We start from the raw sequence: 17,077 nt of genomic DNA, 5'->3' as shown, positions 1-17,077 counted from the left end.
ACGTCCGTTCGTTCGATCCGCCTGTCATGGGCTGATGTATCCTTGGACAGGGGCGATCCTATATGACCCCCCAAACCCTGACGCAAACGCTTTGTCTCACGCAACAAACGTACAAACCCAACGTGGCAGAATTATTTCTGTATAAAATCGGTACAAAAGCCTAACTCTTGGCCGATGATTCCCGTTCCCAAAATCGCCCTCGCGGTGGCCCTCGCGGTCGTCGCAACCGCAGCCCCGGCCCAGCAGCGCCCGCCGATTCCCGCCGATTCGGTGGTAATTACACCACCTTACGCGGACTATGCCGATCTCGTCCTGGCGTCCCCGACGATCGTCGACGCGACCATCCGCAGCGCCACCCGGCTGAAAGGCCCGGATGCGGCAGGCGTCGCGACCGGCAGTGCCCGACTTTATATAGAGGCCGATGTCCTGGCACTGATTCGCGGCGCTGCAGCATCGCCGCAGCGAATCGCCTATGTCCTCGACGTGCCGGTCAACGCGCGCGGGCAGCTGCCCAAATTGCGCAAGCTGCGGGTATTGCTGTTCGCCCGGCCGGTCGCGGGCAATCCGGCGCTCGTCCAGCTGGTACGGCCTGACGCTCAGCGCGACTGGACGCCCACGGCCGACGCGCTGACCCGGCGAATCATTCAGGAAACGCTCAGCCCCGATGCCCCGCCCAAGGTGACGGGCATCGGCAACGCCTTCCATGTGACGGGTGACCTGCCCGGCTCGGGCGAGACTCAGATATTCCTCACCACCGCTGACGGACGGCCCGTTTCGCTGGGCATCCAGCGCACTCAGGGCGAGCCGCCGCGCTGGTCCGTGGCACTGAGCGAGCTGGTGGGCGACGGCGCAGGCCCGCCGGCGCGCGATACGCTGTTGTGGTACCGCCTCGCCTGCGCGCTGCCGCCGGCCCTGCCCGCCGCCAGCCTCGCATCGCTGGCTGAAAGCGACGCCGCCATCGCGCGCGAGGATTATCGCCTGGTGCTTCGCTCGCTCGGTCCGTGCACTCGCTAGGCTGACCCCGCGACCGTCAGCACCTGGCCCGTGGTGGAGCGCGCCGTGGCGAGAAACCGGACCGCGGCGATCACGTCGTCCGGCGCGGCGCCAGCCGCCACGTCGATCGCGCCGATTCGGGCATCCGGCGCCAGCTCGACCGCGAGCGCGCCGATCGCGGCGAGCAGCATGGCACGCTCGATCGGCGCGATCGACGAATCGATCAGCAACAGGATGACTTCACCCTCCGCCCCGCGCAATATTTCGACGACCTCCCCCGCCTGCCCGGCCCGGGCGCTGACCAGGGTGGCGCCGGAAACCGTCGCAAGCGAATCGCGAACGGCTTCCTCCAGGATCATTTCCGGTGGCGGACGAGCGTGATGCCGATCGATTCGCCGTCCTCGGCGATCGCGAGCTTGACGATCTTCACCTTGACCCGCGCGACGCGCCGGTCCTGCAGGAACAATGTCTCGGCGATATGATCGGCGACGCCCTCGACCAGGGTGAAATGCACGCCCGGGGGCAGCGCCGTCGTCGCCGCGCGCTTCAGGTCGAGATAGTTCTTGGTCGCGCCGAGCGGCGAATCCGGAGCGAAATGCGCCGGACAATCGAGATCGACCGTCAGCGAGATGCGCAGCGGCTGCGGCAAATGGGTTTCTTCGGAATAGATGCCGGTCAGGACCGGTACCTCGAGATCATGCACTTCAAGGCTGAGACGATCGTCCAAGCGCGGACCTTTCATAATTTGGCGGGCGCCATAGCAGATGGCGGCGCGGTGGAAAGCCGCGTCAGGCGGTGGCGCTTGGCCGGCCGCTCACCGCCGCATGCCAGCGCGCGACCGCCCGGCAGCCCTCGGGCACCTTGAATTTGGCGGCGCGGGCGAAATCGATCGTCACCAGCGCCGTGATGTCGGCAAAGCTGAAGGCGTCGGTCGCGATCCATTCGCGATCCGCCAGCCGCGCGTCGAGCGAGTCGATAAAGGCGCCCCACATGATGAGGCCCCGCGCGCCCAGCTCCGGGATTTGCGGCATGGCCGGCCATTTGCCGGGCGCCGCGCGATCCTGGAAGGCGGGATGCGCATTGCGAAAGGCATAGACGGCGGCGGCATAGCCGTCCGATTCGATTCGCCTGGTCCAGGATTCGATTCGCCCGATATCGAGCGGCGTGGTGCCGAACAGCGCGGGCGCCGGCTGCACCGCCTCGAAATAGCGACAGATCGCGGCCGATTCGCAGATGACCTCGCCATCGTCGAGCTCCAGCGCGGGCACGGCGCCGCGTGGATTGACCGCGAGATAGGGATCGGCGAGCTGCTCGTTCCGGCGCAGATCGACCATCACGCGTTCGATCTCGATGCCCTTCTCGGCCAGGAAGATGCGCACGCGCCGCGGACTTGGGGCGAATTCGGCATCGTACAGCTTCATCGGACGACTCAATTCGGCTTGCGTTCAGGCTGACGGAGGCTAAAGCGCGCGGCCCCGTGCGTCCATGCCGGGACTCGCAGGAGCCACTCCATTGATCAGGATCGCGCCGATTTCCGAAGTTGAACCGCAAGCGGTGGAGCAGTTGCTCGACCGCGCGTTCGGCACGGACCGGCACGAGCGAACCGCCTATCGGATTCGCGAGGGCATGCCCGCGATTCCCCGGCTGAGCTTCGCCGCGTTCGAGCAGGACGCGCTCGTCGGCACGATCCAGTGCTGGCCGATCCTGTTCAGCGGCGATGACGGCCGCGACGTGCCGCTGGTGATGGTCGGCCCGGTCGCGGTCGAGCCGGCGCGGCAGCGCGACGGCATCGGGCGCGACTTGATGCTCTGCGCGCTGAACGCAGCGGTCGCCACGGGCGAGGCGGAGTCGCTGATGCTGATCGGCGATCCGGAATATTATGGCCGCTTCTTCGGTTTCACCGCCGACCGGACCGCCAAATGGCGCGTGCCGGGGCCAGTCGAGCAGCGCCGGCTGCTGGCGCTGGGCGATTCGGTGCCGACGGGCGCGGGGATGCTCGGCCCGCGCGTCGCCGCGCTCGCCTGAGCTTTACGCCCGGGCGGGGCTGTCCTACCGCGAACCAATGCCGATGGACCCGCTTCCCGATCTTGCCGCGCTGTCGCTCGCCGATATCGCGCGCCTGGCCGAGGAGCGGAAGCTTCCCCCGGTCGAACACTGGAACCCAACGCATTGCGGCGACAGCGAGATGCGCATCGCGCGCGACGGCACCTGGTTCCATCAGGGATCGCCGATCGGGCGCCAGGCGATGGTCCGGCTGTTCTCGACGATCCTGCGGCGCGAGGCGGATGGCAGCTATGTGCTGGTCACCCCGGTCGAGAAGCTCGACATCGCGGTGGAGGACGCCCCTTTTGTCGCGGTCGAGATGAAAGCCGAAGGCGAAGGGCGCGATACCCGGCTGGCGTTCCGGCTGAACACCGGCGACCTGGTGACCGCCGGTGGCGACCATCCGCTGCGCTTCGAGGAGCGCGAGGACGGTCCCCGTCCCTATCTGCATGTTCGCGGCGGGCTCGAGGCGCTGGTCGCGCGTTCCGTCTATTATGATCTCGCCGCGATGGCGCTGGCGCACGACGATGTGCCGCCAGGCGTGTGGAGCAACGGCGCCTTTTTCCCGCTGGAGCCGTCCGAATGAGCCTTGCCGATCGCCTCCGCCACGCGCTCGAGACCGGGCATGGCATCGACACGGTGCTGCTGACCGGGGATCACCGCGATCTCGAGCTCGACCAGTCCGCGCCGCTGATGAACGCGGCGGTGCTGGTCGCCGTGACCGACCGGCCCGAGCCCGGCGTGATTCTGACCCAGCGTACCGATACCCTGTCGCGCCACCCCGGCCAGATCGCCTTTCCCGGCGGCCGGATCGATCCCGGCGACAGCGGCGCGATCGACGCGGCCTTGCGCGAAGCGGAGGAGGAGATCGCGTTGCCGCGCGACCGGGTGATCGTGATCGGCGAGGCCGACCGCTATCGCACCGTCACCGGATTCGAGGTGACCCCGGTGATCGGCATCGTCCCGCCCGACCTGATCCTGGTGCCCAGTGCCGGCGAAGTGGCGCAGGTGTTCGAGGTCCCGCTGGATTTCGTGCTCGATGCCGCCAACCATGTCGAGGCGACTGTCGAATGGCAGGGCCGCAACCGGCATTATTACGAGATCAACTGGGCCGGGCACCGCATCTGGGGCGCGACCGCCGCGATGATCGTCAACCTTTCCCGGCGGCTGCGATGGAACGGGTGACCCTACCCCACGCCGGATGGCGGACGCGCGAAGGGCTGACGGACCTTTGCCGGGTTCTCGGCGCGGCGGAGGGCGAGGTGCGCTTCGTCGGCGGCGCGGTGCGGGACACGTTGCTGGGGATCGACGTGGCCGATGTCGATCTGGCGACAACCTATTCGCCCGAACAGGTGATGGCGCTGCTCAAGGACAAGGGCATCAAGGTGGTCCCGACCGGCCTGGCGCATGGCACGGTGACGGTGGTGCTGCCGGGCGGGCCGATCGAGGTGACGACGCTGCGCTGCGACGTCGCGACGGACGGGCGGCATGCCACCGTCGCGTTCACCGACGACTGGAAGGAAGATGCCGCGCGGCGCGATTTCACGATGAATGCGCTCTATGCCGATCCGCTGACCGGCGCGATCTTCGATTATTTCGGCGGGATCGACGATCTCGAGGCGCGGCGGGTCCGCTTCATCGGCGATCCGCTGAAACGCATCGCCGAGGATCATTTGCGCATCCTGCGCTATTTTCGGTTCCATGCGCGGTTCGGCGACGCGCCGGATGCGGCCGGGCTCAACGCCTGTTCCGCGCGGGCGAACGATCTGATGGCGCTCTCGCGCGAACGGATCGCCGCCGAACTGCTGCGTCTGCTGGTCGCGGTGCACGCAATACGGGTGGTCGAGCTGATGATCGACCGCGGCATCTTCGTGCCCGTATTGCCGGAGATCACCAGCGTCCGGCGACTGGAACGACTGGCCGAGCGCGAAGCGGCGGCGGGAATCGCGCCTGACCCGATCCGTCGGCTGGCGGCGCTGATTCCGGCCGACGCACGGGTGGCGGACGATATCGGTGCCAGATTGAAGCTGTCCAAGGTCGAGCGGCGCCGCTTGATCAGCGCCACCGAACCGGCCGGAACCGAACCAGCGACGGTGATCGGCTATCGGATCGGCGCCGATCTGGCGATCGACCGGCTGTTGCTGTCGGATCGGCCCGAGGACGAGGCTGCATCACTGATCGAATGGAAGGCCCCTTCCCTGCCGTTGACGGGGGGGGCGCTGGTCGAACGGGGGCTGAGCAAGGGGCCCGAGGTCGCGAGAACGCTCCGTCTGGTGGAAGAGCAGTGGATCGCGGAGGGCTTCCCCGATGCCGCGCGCGTCAATCAGATCGCCGACGCGGCGGCCGAGGAAGCCCTGCGCTCCGCCGGCAGCGGATAAGCGCGCGGCTCCTTTGCCTCAGAAGCGATTGTCGCGCGGGAAACCGGTGGGTGGCATGCGCCCCGCCGCGCCCCGCGCCGCGCGCCACGGCGCGAGATCGGTCTCGGTCCGCGTCCGCCCGGTCTCGCCACCCATCGCCCAGCTCAGCCCATTGGCGAAGATGAAGGTGATCGCATCGGACAGGCCGCCGTCGCGATAACGCTGCAACTGGACGCCCTGGCCGCGGGCCAGTTCGGCCAGCTCGGTGATCGGAAAGACGAGCATCCGGCGATTGTCACCGATCGCCGCGACATAGTCCGCCTCGGGATCGACCGGCCGGACGACCTTGAGCTTCGCACCGAGGCGCGGCGTGACGACCGTCTTGCCCTTGCGCGTCTCGGCGATCGTATCCGCCGTCTTGACGATGAAGCCGCGCCCGTCCGTCGCGACGACCAGCAGCTTCTCCGTCCGGCTCGCCGGCATCAGCTCGACGATCCCGACATCGCCGTCGAGGTCGATCATCGCGCGCACCGGCTCGCCAAAGCCGCGTCCGCCGGGCAGCTTGTCCGCCGCCAGCGTGTAGAAACGCCCATTCTCGGCCGCGAGCAGGATCTTGTCGGTGGTCTGCGCCGAAAAATGCAGGAAGGGCGCATCGCCTTCCTTGAACTTCAGTTCGGCCGCGGCGGTGGGCTCGATATGGCCCTTCATCGCCCGGATCCAGCCGCGCTGCGACAGGATCACAGTGATCGGCTCGCGCTCGATCATCGCCTCGAGCGGAATCTCGCGGGCGGGCGCGGCTTCCTCGATCGTGGTGCGGCGCTTGCCCAGCACTGTCTCCGGGCCATAGCGGTCGCGCAGCTTGCCAAAATCGCGCTTGAGCCGGGTGCGCTGGCGCGCGTCGCTGCCGAGCAAGGCTTCCAGTCCTGCCTTCTCGGTTTCCAGTCCGTCGCGTTCCTTGCGCAGCTCCATTTCCTCGAGCCGGCGCAGCGAGCGCAGGCGCATGTTGAGGATCGCCTCGGCCTGGCGGTCGTTGAGTTCGAACTCGGCGATCATCACCGGCTTGGGTTCGTCCTCGGTACGGATGATGGCGATCACCCGGTCGAGATTGAGGAAAGCGATGATATAGCCGTCGAGCAGCTCGATCCGGTCGGCGATCTTGGCAAGCCGATGCGCGGTGCGGCGCTGGAGCACGATAAACTGGTGATCGACCCAGCCGAGCAGCGCTTCGCGCAGGGACATCACGCGCGGCGTGCGGCGCGCGTCCAGCACGTTGAGGTTCAGGCTGACCCGGTTCTCCAGGTCGCTCATCCGGAACAGGCTTTCCATCAGCATCGTCGCGTCGACCGTGCGGCTGCGCGGTTCGATGACGATGCGGACCTCGGAATCGGATTCGTCGCGGACATCGGCGAGGATCGGCAGCTTCTTGTCGTTGATGATCGTCGCGATCTGCTCGATCAGCTTGCCCTTCTGCACGCCGTACGGAATTTCCGTTACGATCGCGTTCCAGGTGCCGCGCCCCTGATCCTCGACATGCCAGCGCGCGCGGACGCGGAAACCGCCGCGCCCGGTGGCATAGGCTTCGGCGATCGCCGACGCACTGTCGACGACGAGGCCGCCGGTCGGGAAGTCGGGGCCGGTGACATGCTCCAGCACCTGCGCGTCGCTCGCATTGGGCTGGTCGATCAGCAGGATCGCCGCCTCGGACAATTCAGCGGCATTGTGCGGCGGGATGCTCGTCGCCATGCCCACTGCAATGCCGGCCGCGCCATTGGCGAGCAGGTTGGGGAACATGCCCGGGAACAGCTCGGGCTCCTGCTCCTCGCCATTATAGGTCGGGCGGTAATCGACGGCGTCTTCGTCGAGGCCGTCCATCAGGTCGATCGCGACCTGAGTCAGCCGTGCCTCGGTATAGCGATAGGCAGCGGCGTTATCGCCATCGATATTGCCGAAATTGCCCTGACCGTCGACCAGCGGATAGCGCATGGCGAAGCTCTGGGCGAGGCGGACCATCGCATCATAGACCGACTGGTCGCCATGCGGATGATATTTACCAATCACGTCGCCGACGACGCGCGCGCATTTCTTGTAGCCCTGCGCCGGATCGAGCCGCAGCAGCCGCATCGCCCATAACAGGCGGCGGTGCACCGGCTTCAGCCCGTCGCGGACATCCGGCAGCGAGCGCGCGGTGATCGTCGACAGCGCATAGACGAGATATCGCTCGGACAAGGCGCTGTCGAACGGCGCGTCGACAATGGCATTGAAGGGATCGGGCTCTAGGATGTCGGTAGGCATTGGCCCCCGGTTAGCAGGCCGAGTCCGCTGACGCTACCGTCACACGCGATCGTCGTCAGACTGGACTGGGGAGGTCGCGGGCAAGCTCCGCGAGCAGCCATTCGCGGAATCGCTTGATCTTGGGCACGCTGCGCCGCGGTTCCGGGCAGACCAGCCAATAGGCGTAGCCACGGGTCGAGACCTGGTCGAACAGCCGCACCAGCCGCCCCTCGGCCAGGTCGTTGCGCCAGAAAAAGGGCGTGAGCATCGCCATGCCCTGCCCCGCCATCGCGGCGTGCCCCTCATGCGCCTGGGAATCGAGCCTGACGCCGGGCCGCGGGAGCGTGTCCGGCGCATCGACACCGGCCTCCCTCAGCCAATGCGACCACCAGGGGTCGTGCGGGCTGATCAGCGGCAGGCGCAGCAGATCCGCCGGCTCGAAGCTCGGGCCATGGCGCCGGAGGAAACCGGGGCTGCACATCGGGGTGAAATCGATCGGGAGCAGCAGATCCTGCGACAGATCGGGCCAGGGGCCGCGGCCGGCGCGGATCGCGATATCGACATCGTCAGTGGCGAAATCGGACAGGGCGTCGCTGGTCAGCAGGCGCACCGCCATGTCGGGGTGCGCCATCTGGAAGCTGCCGAGCCGCCAGGCCAGCCAGGTATTGGCGAATGTGTTGGAGGTGGAGACGGTCAGCAGCCCCTCATCCTCCGCCCGGATCGTGGCGAAGGCCGAATCGAGCGCATCGAAGGCGCGGCCGACCTGTGGCGCGATCCGCCGTGCCGCCTCGGTGAGGACGACGCGCTTCTTTTCCCGGCGGAACAGCGGCACGCCGAGCCGCTCCTCGAGCAGCTTCACCTGATAGCTGACGGCTGCCTGAGTCATGCCGAGTTCGGCCGCGGCGGTCGTGAAATTCTCGTGCCGAGCGGCGGCCTCGAACACGCGAACGGCGGAGAGAGGGGGGATGCGGCGCATGTCCGACGGATAAGGCAGCCTTATGGATCATGTCCAACGATTTGTTGGCGTCGCGTTACGAACGGACGCATAGCCATCCTGTGGTCAACGCCAGAGCAAAGAGGAGAATGGCGATGCGCGACGATTTCCATAGCCAGGCCTGGGCCGAAAATCACCGCCAGCTGAGCAGTACGATCCATAAGCTGGTTCGCGCTGTGGCCGAGACCTTCGACAAGCTCACCGCCTATCAGTTCGAGGCGCCCTGGCTCGTCCGCCGGAGCAAGCGCGACAAGGCAGCGTGCGAGCATGCCGCCTGAGGCGACCGGCTTGGACAGTATGGTGTGAAGCGCGTATCGGGGGAGCATGTTACGGCTTGCCTCGATCGCGCTTCTCGCGTTGATCCCCGCGGTGATGACCGCGACCGACCCTCCCCTGCTCACCTGGGACGATCTTTCGGCCCGTCCCCGACCCAAACCCGACGCGACGATCGCCTATGGTGGCGACGAGATGCAGAAGGTCGATGTCTGGCTGCCCGCCGGCAAAGGCCCCTTTCCGACGGTGTTGATGGTTCATGGTGGCTGCTGGACGACGAGCATCGCCGATCGCAGCCTGATGAACTGGATCGCCGGCGATCTCCGCAATCACGGGATCGCGGTGTGGAACATCGATTATCGCGGCGTGGACCGTCCGGGCGGCGGTTATCCGGGCACCTTTCTGGATGCGGCCGCGGCGGCCGACGCGCTCGCCGCGAACGCCGAACGCTTTCACCTCGATACCAGGCGTATCGTCGCGGTCGGGCATTCCGCCGGCGGCCATCTCGCATTGTGGCTCGCTGCGCGGCCTAAGCTGTCCAAGGCCAGCCCGCTACGGAACGCCGCGCCGCTCCCGATCGCGCATGTCATCAGCCTGGGCGGCCTTCCCGATCTCGAAGCGACCGCCGCAAGCCCCGACAATGGCTGTGGCGTCGATGTCGTGGCCCAGCTCGTCGGCGCGCCGGGCACCCGGCCTGACGTCTATGCCGACACCTCGGTTCCACGCCTGCTGCCGATCGGGGTACCGCAGGACCTCGTCAATGGCCGCGAGGACCGCATCATTCCGCTCAGGCTGGCCACCGGCTATGAAGCCCGGGCGAGACAGGCCGGCGATCCGGTCGCGCTGCATTTCGTGCCCGCGACTGGCCATGTCGAGCTGGTGACGCCCGACACGTCGGCCTGGCTCGAAACCCGCCGGCTGATCCGCGCGGCGTTCGACCAGTGACGCTGGACGATGCGCTGGCGCGTGACGCCGCCGATCCCCTGCGCGGGTTCCGCGACCGGTTCGCGCTGCCCGAGGGAGTGATCTATCTCGACGGTAATTCGCTCGGCCCCTTGCCCCGTGCCACCATCACGGCGCTGGACGACATGGTCGAGCGGCAATGGGGCGAGCGGCTGATCCGGAGCTGGAACGAGGGCTGGATCGAGGCACCGCGCCGGATCGGCGCGAAGATCGCCCCGCTGATCGGCGCCGAGGCGGACGAAGTGATCGTCGCCGATTCGACCTCGGCCAATCTGTTCCGGCTGATCGTCGCGGCACTCAGGCTCGACCCGGCGCGCAGCGTGGTGGTGAGCGAGCTCGGCAATTTCCCGACTGACCTGCACATCGCGGAAGGCGCGGTTGCCTGCGTGCCCGGCGCGACCCTGAAGGCGGTGCCGCGCGAGGCGATCGGCGCGGCGTTGGGCGACGACACCGCGCTGCTGCTGCTCACCCATGTCCATTACAAGACCGCCGAGCGGTTCGACATGGCCGCCTGGACCGAGCGCGCGCACGCCGCCGGCGCGCTCGTCCTGTGGGATCTCAGCCATAGCGCGGGGGCGGTACCGGTCGACCTTAACGGGGCCGGCGCCGATCTCGCGGTCGGCTGCGGCTATAAATATCTGAACGGCGGTCCCGGTGCGCCCGCCTTCCTGCATGTGAACCGCCAATGGCAGGAAAGGCTGACCAACCCCCTGTCGGGCTGGATGGGCCATGCCGCGCCGTTCCAGTTCGAGGACGGCTATCGCCCGGCGCCAGGCATGACTCGCTGGCTGACGGGAACGCCGCCGATCCTGGGCCTCGCTGCGCTGGAGGCCGGCGTGGACATCTGGTCCGCCGTGCCGGCCGACAGGGTCTGGGCCAAAAGCGCCGCGCTGTTCGACGCCTTCGCCGCGATCGGCGACGACCTCGGGCTGGAGTGCGTCTCGCCCCGCAATGCGGCGCAGCGCGGCAGCCATATCAGCTTTCGTCATCCCGAGGCCCATGCGCTGTGCCAGGCCCTGATCGCCCGTGGCGTGATCGGCGATTTTCGCGATCCCGATATCCTGCGGTTCGGGCTGACCCCGCTCTATCTCGGTTTCGAGGACATCGCGCGCGCAGGAGATCAACTGCGCGACCTGCTCATAACCGGCACCTATCGCGACCCGGTCTTTTCGAATCGGAACGCAGTGACCTGATGCCGCGGCGGCATTGACACAATATTCTATCGATGTGACAGTGTAACAGTCGATCGGGAGAGCGGCGATGCGGTACGTGATCTTGTTGGCGCTGTGCCTCGGCGCTTGTTCCAAACCGTCCGACGCCCCGGACCAGGCTGCGAGTAGCCATGACGTGGCTGAACCGGCAACGGCAGCAGTTGCCAAATCCGCCGCATCGGGGGCGCCCGCAGCCATCGCGGTGTCCGTTCCGAAGATGGCATACAGCTACAAATATGCGTTCGTCCTGCCCGGAACGTCCATCGCGAAAGCCCAGCAAGCCCATGTCGCGCTCTGCGACCAACTTGGCGCGGCGCGGTGTCAGGTTCTCGCGCTCGACAATCAGGCCGCCGACGCAAGCATCTCCCAGGCGACCCTCAAGATTCGCGTGGCGAGCGCCCTGGCCCGTCAGTTCGGCGCCGCGCTCGAAAAGGCCGTTTCGGGAGCCGGCGGTCGCGCGGTCAGCCAGTCGATCGCGGCCGAGGATGTGTCGAAGGCCCTGTCGGACACGCAGGCGCGGCTGCGGCAACGCGAAATGCTGGTCGAGCGGCTGACCGAAGTCTTGCGCACCCGCAAGGGAAGTGTCGCCGAACTGGTCGAGGCGGAACGCAGCGTCGCTGCGGCCCAGGAGGAGATCGACCAGGCGCGCGGCTGGCTTGCCGAGCTACAGGGCCGGGTCGCGATGTCGACGATCGATATCGAGTATAGTGCTGCTGCTGCGGCGGCGGGCCATGTCGGCAACGGGATCGGCGACACCTTCGTCGCATCAGCCAGCGCTTTCCTGATCGGAATCGGCGCAATCCTGCGCCTGCTCATCTTCCTCGCCCCCTGGCTGGTCCTCGCCGCACTGGGATGGTGGCTATGGCGGCGGCTTGGCGCGCGCATGCCCCGGTCTTTCGGGCGAGGATCGAGGGCGGAGCCGCCGCCAAGCTGATTGCACCACCGTCCCCCTTCCGATATAGCGCCGGTCTTCCGGCCCCGGCCTGCGCTTCCGCGCCGCCGGGGCTGCTCATTTTCCGAGGGTAACGCCATCATGGCTCGCCGCCGCCAGATTTACGAAGGCAAAGCCAAGATCCTGTACGAGGGTCCCGAACCCGGCACGCTGATCCAGTATTTCAAGGACGACGCAACCGCGTTCAACGCCCAGAAAAAGGGCACGATCAGCGGCAAGGGCGTGCTCAACAACCGCATCTCCGAGCATATCTTCACCCTGCTCGGCCATATCGGCGTGCCGACCCATTTCATCCGCCGCCTCAACATGCGCGAGCAGCTGATCCGTCAGGTCGAGATCATCCCAGTCGAAGTGGTGATCCGCAACGTTGCGGCGGGGTCGCTGTCGACGCGCCTCGGCATCGAGGAGGGCACGCAGCTGCCCCGCACGATCATCGAATATTATTACAAGGACGATGCGCTCAACGATCCGATGATCACCGACGAGCATATCGCCGCGTTCGGCTGGGCGAGCCAGGAGGAGATGCACGACATCGCCGACCTCGCCATTCGCGTGAACGATTTCCTGTGCGGCCTGTTCGCCGGGATCGGCATCCGGCTGGTCGACTTCAAGCTGGAATTCGGCCGTCTCTGGGACAATGAATATGCCCGGGTGATCCTGGCCGACGAGATCAGCCCCGATGGCTGTCGCCTGTGGGACATGGAAACCAACGAGAAGCTCGACAAGGACCGGTTCCGCCGCGATCTCGGCGGTGAAGTCGAGGCCTATCAAGAGGTCGCGCGCCGCCTCGGCCTGCTACCCGAAGGCGCCGACGGCGCGGTCCTCGATCTCGAAAAGCACCGGCTCAGCAAGGGCAAATAAGCCCCGGCCGTCCGGGCTTCAGCCCTTCACGCGGTACCCGCAGATGATGCCGAACACATAGGCGCTGAACAGGGCGAGCTGGACGCGACCGCCCGGATCGCTCCAGCCAAAATATTGCCCGCCGAACGCGAACAGCGTGATGAACATGATCATTGCCAGACCGGCCATGGCCGAAACTCCTTGTCGCGCCCCGCCCCAGAGAGAGCGCCGCCGAAAGGCTGGGCTACTCACGTAAATTTTCCATGAAGCTTGCGGCAGGGCGTTGCGCTCGCCATAGGGTCGCCAACCACTCCCAAGCCCAGGAAACGCTCATGAAGCTTCGCATCTTCGTCACGCTGAAGAACGGCGTGCTCGATCCGCAAGGCAAGGCGATCCACAAGGCGCTGGACGGCCTCGGCTTTGCCGGGATCAACGATGTCCGCGCCGGCAAGCTGATCGAGCTCGATGTGGACGACGGCACCAGCGACGCGAGCATCGACGAGATGTGCCGCAAGCTGCTCGCCAACACCGTGATCGAAAACTACCGGGTGGAACGGGCATGAAGACAGCGGTCATCGTCTTTCCGGGCTCCAATTGCGACCGCGACATCGCCGTCGCGCTGGAAGCCGTGACCGGCGTGAAGCCGGCCATGGTGTGGCATGGCGAGACCAGCCTGCCCGACGGCACCGGGCTGGTCGCGCTGCCCGGCGGCTTCTCCTATGGCGATTATCTCCGCTCCGGCGCAGTCGCCGCGCGATCGCCGATCATGCGCGCGGTGATCGAGGCGGCGGACAGCGGCCTGCCGGTGCTCGGCATCTGCAACGGCTTCCAGGTGCTGACCGAGGCGGGCCTGCTGCCCGGCGCGCTGATGCGCAACGAGGGCCTGGATTTCGTCTGCCGCGACGTGGAACTGACCGTCGCCAACGCCCAGTCGACCTTCACCAGCCGCTATGGCCAGGGCGAGACGATCACCGTCCCCGTGGCGCATCATGATGGCAATTATTTCGCCGATGCCGAGACGCTCGACCGGCTCGAGGGCGAAGGCCGCGTCGCCTTCCGCTATGCCGGCCAGGTCAACGGTTCCGCGCGGAAGATCGCCGGCGTGCTCAACGCCGCGGGCAATGTGCTCGGCATGATGCCGCATCCGGAGCGCCGGATCGAAGCGGCGCATGGCGGCGTGGACGGCCGGCGGCTGTTCGAGGGCCTGTTGGAAACGGTCGGGGCTTGAGGCCGATTTAGCCAAATAGGCTCTTGCATTCCGGATTGCCTACTGGCATAGCCACGCCATGGCTATCACCATGATTTTCGCGCAACCGCGCCCCGCCAGCTGTCGACATTGACGCTCGCATAGCCGCGCCCATTTTCCGGGCCGTGGCGGGATTGGGATAGCGCTTCGCCAGCGACACCTCGCATCTCCATCCCGATCTTCAAAAAACCCCTGAATTCTGCTGCCTTCAGGCGTGGCCGAACGCAATAGAGTGCGCGGCCGGTCTGTGATTCCGGTGCTAGCGGGTGCAAATCCCACCGGTCACTCCTGAGGGCAGCAGCCGTCCGAGTGGCGAAATGGGAACGCAGCGGATTGCAACTCCGCCATGAGCCGGTTCGATCCCGGCCTCGGACTCCCTTGCACGGAACCTATTCGGTTAATTCCTGGCGATGGAACAGGTTTGTGTATCGCAGCATCAGCGTGAGCGCGGCCGGCCAGAAGCAGGTATTCCAGATATCGTGCCAGTTCGCCGGAAAATCGGGCCTGGCATTGATCACGAGCAGGTCGCGCAGGTCCCAGGCCTCTCCAGCCAGAGCGAGGGCGGCGACGACCAGAAAAGGGCGCCAGTCGCCCACGCGCCATTTGAACAGCCGCGCCGCGCCGAGCAGGATCAGCAGGCCGATATAGACGTGCAGCGCATCCTTGGAGAGGCCGGTATGGTTGGTCAGCCAGAGCTTGCCTTGCTGGAAGGCGCTGAGATGATCAAACACGCGCTTTGAACGGCGTAAAATCGGTGCCGTCGTCGAACACGTCGACGCCCTCGCGACGCTTCAGGAAATTGACGACGAGATAGGTGGCCGGCGTCAGCAGCACTTCCCAGGACACTTTCAGCACCCATTGCGTGACCAGCACCTTCAGCACCAGGTCGTTGGTCCAGCCCTCGGCATACAGAAAGGCCAGTGGATAGAAGATCAGGCTGTCCACCCCCTGCCCCACGATCGTCGAGCCGATCGTGCGGGTCCACAGATGCCTGCCCCCGGTCCAGACCTTCATCCGGGCGAGGACATAGGAATTGACGAACTCGCCCGCCCAGAAGGCGATCATCGAGGCGAACACGATGCGCGGCACCTGGCCGAAGATCACCTCATAGGCCGCCTGGTTCTTCCAGTCGGGCGACGGCGGCAGCGCGACGACGACCCAGGACATGAAGGCCATGAAGGCGACCGCGACGAAACCCGCCCAGATCACGCGGCGCGCCCGGGCATAGCCATAGACCTCGGTCAGCACATCGCCGATGACGTAGCTGATCGGAAAGAACAGGATGCCGGCCCCGAACGGCCACAGGCCAATACCGGGCAGGTCGATCACCGCGACCTTGCCCGCGCCGATCACGTTGGACAGCAGGATGATCGCGACGAAGGCGGCCATCACGAAATCATAATAGCGGAAATGGCCTCCGGCCACCTCCCCCGCGCTGACCGCCTTCAGCCCGCCACCATCCGCCATGCCGGCTTTCCCCCAAGTTCGTGCAGGCATTTTATGAAGCCGGTTTCGCCTCCGCGCAATCCGCGCTAATCCCCGCGCCATCGCGCGCCCGTAGCTCAGTTGGATAGAGCACGAGACTTCTAATCTTGAGGCCGCAGGTTCGACTCCTGCCGGGCGCGCCAGTTCTTCAATCGATGGACGAGACCTGCGCCAGAGCGCGCTTCCGCTCGGTGAAAGCCGGCTCCATCACATTTCAGCGAACCGCGTTCGCTGCCGCATCCATTTGGTCCCGGGCCGCGTCCGCGTCACCGCTCAGCTGCTTCGAGAACGCCATGCCGCGGTCGAGCAGCGCGCGATGGCGCTGCCGTTGCAGCGTCAGCGCCTCGCCCGCGAACGGCACTTTCTCGCCGCGCTTCCATCGAACCGAAAGATCATCGCTCATGCGCTTGCTTTCACCATCCAGCAGATCGCTGACGCACGTCGAGGCATGGGCACTCACGTCGGAACTATTGACCGCGTTGTGGGCAATCGCGTCGCTCGTGCGAACGATGTTGGCCGCCCGGCGATTCGAGTCGCGCACCGTGTCGATGGTCCGATCATAGTCCGCGCGGGTCGAGACGTTGACGAAGCCGCCGCCCCCGGCATCGGCGACCCCCTTGAGCGCCGCCGCTGCTTTTGATGGCAGTCCGAAGCCAATGACATTCACCACCGCGCGCGTGGTGCCTCCGTTGATCCGCCGCGCGACGGCGACGGGATCGCCGCCGCAGGTCTCCTCGCCATCGGAGACGACATAGATAACCTGTTCGCCCGGCTTGGCCGCGGTCCCGAGCAGCGACTGCGCGCGCTCGAGCCCGGCGGCGAGCGGCGTCCAGCCGGTGGCGCGAACCTGCTTCACCGCCGCGGCAAGCCCCACCCGATCGGTCGACATCGGCGCGAGTATGTCGACGCCCCGGCAGGACTTCGCCTTGCCGGCCTCGCTGTTGTCGCCTTGCTGGCCGAACACCAGCAGCGAGGCCTGCACGGTGGACGGAAGGCCGTCGATGAAGCCCAGCGCTGATTGCCGCGCCAGCTCCAGCTTGGTCTGGCCGCCGATCCGGCCGGCCATCGAGCCCGACCCGTCGATCGCGATGATCACGCGGGTCGGCGGCACGGTCGGGCCGATCGAGCTTCGACGTCCCTCCAGCACCGCGTGCTCCAGCTCGACCTTTCCAAAACAACGGTCCGGGTCTTCGGTAATGAAGCTGTCGACATAGGCGCGCGCGGCCGCGTGGAGATCGGCGGGCGCGGTATCGGTCGCGGCCTGGGATTTCGCGGAGTCCGTGTCCTTCTTGCCGCTGCAAGCGCAGAGCGCGAGCGCCAGGGCAAGCAGTGCAGCCGATCGGGCATGAATCAAGCGAGGCATGACGTTTCCCTAAACAACCGACAATAACGCCGCTGGATCGGAATCGGGTGCGGCCCGTGCGCACTGCGTAGATGTGTCAGGCGGCA

21 protein-coding genes and 2 tRNA genes are annotated in these 17,077 nt (G+C 66.6%); 14 read left to right on the top strand and 9 right to left on the bottom strand.

Going from position 1 to position 17,077, the window contains the following annotated elements:
• Positions 1–174 precede the first annotated feature (174 nt).
• Positions 175–1,014 (top strand): hypothetical protein, encoded by an 840-nt coding sequence (locus ACZ1I2_RS12630; protein ID WP_465176998.1) that lies wholly within the window; start codon positions 175–177, stop codon positions 1,012–1,014.
• Here ACZ1I2_RS12630 and ACZ1I2_RS12625 read toward each other — a convergent pair.
• The 3 genes from ACZ1I2_RS12625 to ACZ1I2_RS12615 form a co-directional block, all read right to left on the bottom strand.
• Positions 1,011–1,352, bottom strand: coding sequence for a Rossmann fold domain-containing protein (locus ACZ1I2_RS12625; protein WP_465176999.1), 342 nt, complete (start codon positions 1,350–1,352; stop codon positions 1,011–1,013). The two genes, ACZ1I2_RS12630 and ACZ1I2_RS12625, sit on opposite strands and share 4 nt — an antisense overlap.
• Positions 1,349–1,720, bottom strand: a complete 372-nt coding sequence (locus ACZ1I2_RS12620; RefSeq protein ID WP_465173783.1) for a dihydroneopterin aldolase — start codon at positions 1,718–1,720, stop codon at positions 1,349–1,351. The genes ACZ1I2_RS12625 and ACZ1I2_RS12620 overlap by 4 nt, the downstream gene beginning before the upstream one ends.
• A 61-nt stretch (positions 1,721–1,781) precedes the next feature.
• On the bottom strand, positions 1,782–2,414 hold the full coding sequence (locus tag ACZ1I2_RS12615; protein WP_465177000.1) for a glutathione S-transferase family protein: 633 nt from the start codon (positions 2,412–2,414) through the stop codon (positions 1,782–1,784).
• Positions 2,415–2,505: 91 nt separating this feature from the next.
• Between ACZ1I2_RS12615 and ACZ1I2_RS12610 the strand changes: the two genes are divergently transcribed.
• From ACZ1I2_RS12610 to ACZ1I2_RS12595, 4 genes are read left to right on the top strand one after another with little or no spacing between them, the layout of a single operon-like run.
• Positions 2,506–3,018: a GNAT family N-acetyltransferase gene (locus ACZ1I2_RS12610; protein WP_465177001.1), complete on the top strand. Its 513-nt coding sequence runs from the start codon at positions 2,506–2,508 to the stop codon at positions 3,016–3,018.
• A gap of 37 nt (positions 3,019–3,055) precedes the next feature.
• A complete protein-coding gene (locus ACZ1I2_RS12605) occupies positions 3,056–3,622 on the top strand; it encodes a DUF1285 domain-containing protein (RefSeq protein WP_465177002.1) in 567 nt (188 codons plus the stop codon).
• Positions 3,619–4,221: a CoA pyrophosphatase gene (locus tag ACZ1I2_RS12600; RefSeq protein WP_465177003.1), complete on the top strand. Its 603-nt coding sequence runs from the start codon at positions 3,619–3,621 to the stop codon at positions 4,219–4,221. The genes ACZ1I2_RS12605 and ACZ1I2_RS12600 overlap by 4 nt, the downstream gene beginning before the upstream one ends.
• Positions 4,209–5,414, top strand: coding sequence for a CCA tRNA nucleotidyltransferase (locus ACZ1I2_RS12595; protein ID WP_465177004.1), 1,206 nt, complete (start codon positions 4,209–4,211; stop codon positions 5,412–5,414). Before ACZ1I2_RS12600 ends, ACZ1I2_RS12595 begins: the two co-directional genes overlap by 13 nt.
• Before the next feature lie 18 nt (positions 5,415–5,432).
• Here the strand turns inward: ACZ1I2_RS12595 and parC are convergent, their stop codons facing one another.
• A complete protein-coding gene (gene parC, locus ACZ1I2_RS12590) occupies positions 5,433–7,685 on the bottom strand; it encodes a DNA topoisomerase IV subunit A (protein WP_465177005.1) in 2,253 nt (750 codons plus the stop codon).
• Between the two features lie 55 nt (positions 7,686–7,740).
• Entirely contained in the window at positions 7,741–8,640 is a 900-nt protein-coding gene (gene gcvA / locus ACZ1I2_RS12585) for a transcriptional regulator GcvA (RefSeq protein WP_465173790.1), read from the bottom strand.
• A 113-nt stretch (positions 8,641–8,753) separates the two neighbouring features.
• On the opposite strand from gcvA, the gene ACZ1I2_RS12580 reads away from it, so the two are divergent.
• The 5 genes from ACZ1I2_RS12580 (at position 8,754) to purC (ending at position 12,918) form a co-directional block, all read left to right on the top strand.
• A complete protein-coding gene (locus ACZ1I2_RS12580) occupies positions 8,754–8,936 on the top strand; it encodes a hypothetical protein (RefSeq protein WP_465177006.1) in 183 nt (60 codons plus the stop codon).
• 46 nt (positions 8,937–8,982) lie between these two features.
• Positions 8,983–9,876 (top strand): alpha/beta hydrolase family protein, encoded by an 894-nt coding sequence (locus tag ACZ1I2_RS12575; RefSeq protein ID WP_465177007.1) that lies wholly within the window; start codon positions 8,983–8,985, stop codon positions 9,874–9,876.
• Complete coding sequence (gene kynU, locus ACZ1I2_RS12570) at positions 9,873–11,087, top strand: kynureninase (protein ID WP_465173793.1); 1,215 nt, start codon at positions 9,873–9,875, stop codon at positions 11,085–11,087. The genes ACZ1I2_RS12575 and kynU overlap by 4 nt, the downstream gene beginning before the upstream one ends.
• 154 nt (positions 11,088–11,241) lie before the next feature.
• Complete coding sequence (locus ACZ1I2_RS12565; RefSeq protein ID WP_465181457.1) at positions 11,242–12,039, top strand: DUF4349 domain-containing protein; 798 nt, start codon at positions 11,242–11,244, stop codon at positions 12,037–12,039.
• Between the two features lie 99 nt (positions 12,040–12,138).
• Positions 12,139–12,918 carry a phosphoribosylaminoimidazolesuccinocarboxamide synthase gene (gene purC, locus ACZ1I2_RS12560; protein WP_465173795.1) on the top strand — a complete coding sequence of 260 codons (780 nt, stop codon included), beginning with the start codon at positions 12,139–12,141 and terminating at the stop codon, positions 12,916–12,918.
• Between the two features lie 18 nt (positions 12,919–12,936).
• On the opposite strand, the gene ACZ1I2_RS12555 is transcribed toward purC, so the two are convergent.
• Positions 12,937–13,086 carry a hypothetical protein gene (locus tag ACZ1I2_RS12555; protein ID WP_465173796.1) on the bottom strand — a complete coding sequence of 50 codons (150 nt, stop codon included), beginning with the start codon at positions 13,084–13,086 and terminating at the stop codon, positions 12,937–12,939.
• A gap of 143 nt (positions 13,087–13,229) precedes the next feature.
• On the opposite strand from ACZ1I2_RS12555, the gene purS reads away from it, so the two are divergent.
• The 3 genes from purS (at position 13,230) to ACZ1I2_RS12540 (ending at position 14,518) form a co-directional block, all read left to right on the top strand.
• The gene (gene purS / locus ACZ1I2_RS12550) at positions 13,230–13,460 is read left to right on the top strand and encodes a phosphoribosylformylglycinamidine synthase subunit PurS (protein WP_465173797.1); all 231 of its coding nucleotides are present in this window, start codon (positions 13,230–13,232) and stop codon (positions 13,458–13,460) included.
• Complete coding sequence (purQ, locus tag ACZ1I2_RS12545) at positions 13,457–14,125, top strand: phosphoribosylformylglycinamidine synthase subunit PurQ (RefSeq protein WP_465177009.1); 669 nt, start codon at positions 13,457–13,459, stop codon at positions 14,123–14,125. Before purS ends, purQ begins: the two co-directional genes overlap by 4 nt.
• 321 nt (positions 14,126–14,446) lie before the next feature.
• Positions 14,447–14,518, top strand: a tRNA-Cys gene (locus ACZ1I2_RS12540).
• Positions 14,519–14,532: 14 nt separating this feature from the next.
• Here ACZ1I2_RS12540 and ACZ1I2_RS12535 read toward each other — a convergent pair.
• Positions 14,533–14,874 (bottom strand): hypothetical protein, encoded by a 342-nt coding sequence (locus ACZ1I2_RS12535; protein WP_465177010.1) that lies wholly within the window; start codon positions 14,872–14,874, stop codon positions 14,533–14,535.
• Complete coding sequence (locus ACZ1I2_RS12530) at positions 14,867–15,610, bottom strand: queuosine precursor transporter (protein WP_465177011.1); 744 nt, start codon at positions 15,608–15,610, stop codon at positions 14,867–14,869. Before ACZ1I2_RS12530 ends, ACZ1I2_RS12535 begins: the two co-directional genes overlap by 8 nt.
• Positions 15,611–15,694: 84 nt before the next feature.
• Between ACZ1I2_RS12530 and ACZ1I2_RS12525 the strand changes: the two genes are divergently transcribed.
• Positions 15,695–15,771 (top strand) — tRNA-Arg (locus ACZ1I2_RS12525).
• A 71-nt stretch (positions 15,772–15,842) separates the two neighbouring features.
• Here the strand turns inward: ACZ1I2_RS12525 and ACZ1I2_RS12520 are convergent.
• Entirely contained in the window at positions 15,843–16,991 is a 1,149-nt protein-coding gene (locus tag ACZ1I2_RS12520) for a VWA domain-containing protein (protein WP_465177012.1), read from the bottom strand.
• Positions 16,992–17,077: the final 86 nt, after the last annotated feature.

The sequence above is a fragment of the Sphingomonas sp. BL-S-29 genome (assembly GCF_055521495.1).
Note: the sequence above shows the minus strand (reverse complement) of the source record. Positions and strands in the feature narration are given on the sequence as shown.

Bases quoted from the DNA above. Each gene is read 5' to 3' on its own strand.
- ACZ1I2_RS12630 (WP_465176998.1), top strand. From the start codon at position 175: ATGATTCCCGTTCCCAAAATCGCCCTCGCGGTGGCCCTCGCGGTCGTC.
- purQ (WP_465177009.1), top strand. From the start codon at position 13,457: ATGAAGACAGCGGTCATCGTCTTTCCGGGCTCCAATTGCGACCGCGAC.
- ACZ1I2_RS12520 (WP_465177012.1), bottom strand. From the start codon at position 16,991: ATGCCTCGCTTGATTCATGCCCGATCGGCTGCACTGCTTGCCCTGGCG.
- ACZ1I2_RS12625 (WP_465176999.1), bottom strand. From the start codon at position 1,352: ATGATCCTGGAGGAAGCCGTTCGCGATTCGCTTGCGACGGTTTCCGGC.
- ACZ1I2_RS12615 (WP_465177000.1), bottom strand. From the start codon at position 2,414: ATGAAGCTGTACGATGCCGAATTCGCCCCAAGTCCGCGGCGCGTGCGC.
- ACZ1I2_RS12555 (WP_465173796.1), bottom strand. From the start codon at position 13,086: ATGGCCGGTCTGGCAATGATCATGTTCATCACGCTGTTCGCGTTCGGC.
- ACZ1I2_RS12595 (WP_465177004.1), top strand. From the start codon at position 4,209: ATGGAACGGGTGACCCTACCCCACGCCGGATGGCGGACGCGCGAAGGG.
- ACZ1I2_RS12580 (WP_465177006.1), top strand. From the start codon at position 8,754: ATGCGCGACGATTTCCATAGCCAGGCCTGGGCCGAAAATCACCGCCAG.
- gcvA (WP_465173790.1), bottom strand. From the start codon at position 8,640: ATGCGCCGCATCCCCCCTCTCTCCGCCGTTCGCGTGTTCGAGGCCGCC.
- ACZ1I2_RS12530 (WP_465177011.1), bottom strand. From the start codon at position 15,610: ATGGCGGATGGTGGCGGGCTGAAGGCGGTCAGCGCGGGGGAGGTGGCC.
- parC (WP_465177005.1), bottom strand. From the start codon at position 7,685: ATGCCTACCGACATCCTAGAGCCCGATCCCTTCAATGCCATTGTCGAC.
- ACZ1I2_RS12600 (WP_465177003.1), top strand. From the start codon at position 3,619: ATGAGCCTTGCCGATCGCCTCCGCCACGCGCTCGAGACCGGGCATGGC.
- purC (WP_465173795.1), top strand. From the start codon at position 12,139: ATGGCTCGCCGCCGCCAGATTTACGAAGGCAAAGCCAAGATCCTGTAC.
- ACZ1I2_RS12575 (WP_465177007.1), top strand. From the start codon at position 8,983: ATGTTACGGCTTGCCTCGATCGCGCTTCTCGCGTTGATCCCCGCGGTG.
- purS (WP_465173797.1), top strand. From the start codon at position 13,230: ATGAAGCTTCGCATCTTCGTCACGCTGAAGAACGGCGTGCTCGATCCG.
- ACZ1I2_RS12605 (WP_465177002.1), top strand. From the start codon at position 3,056: ATGCCGATGGACCCGCTTCCCGATCTTGCCGCGCTGTCGCTCGCCGAT.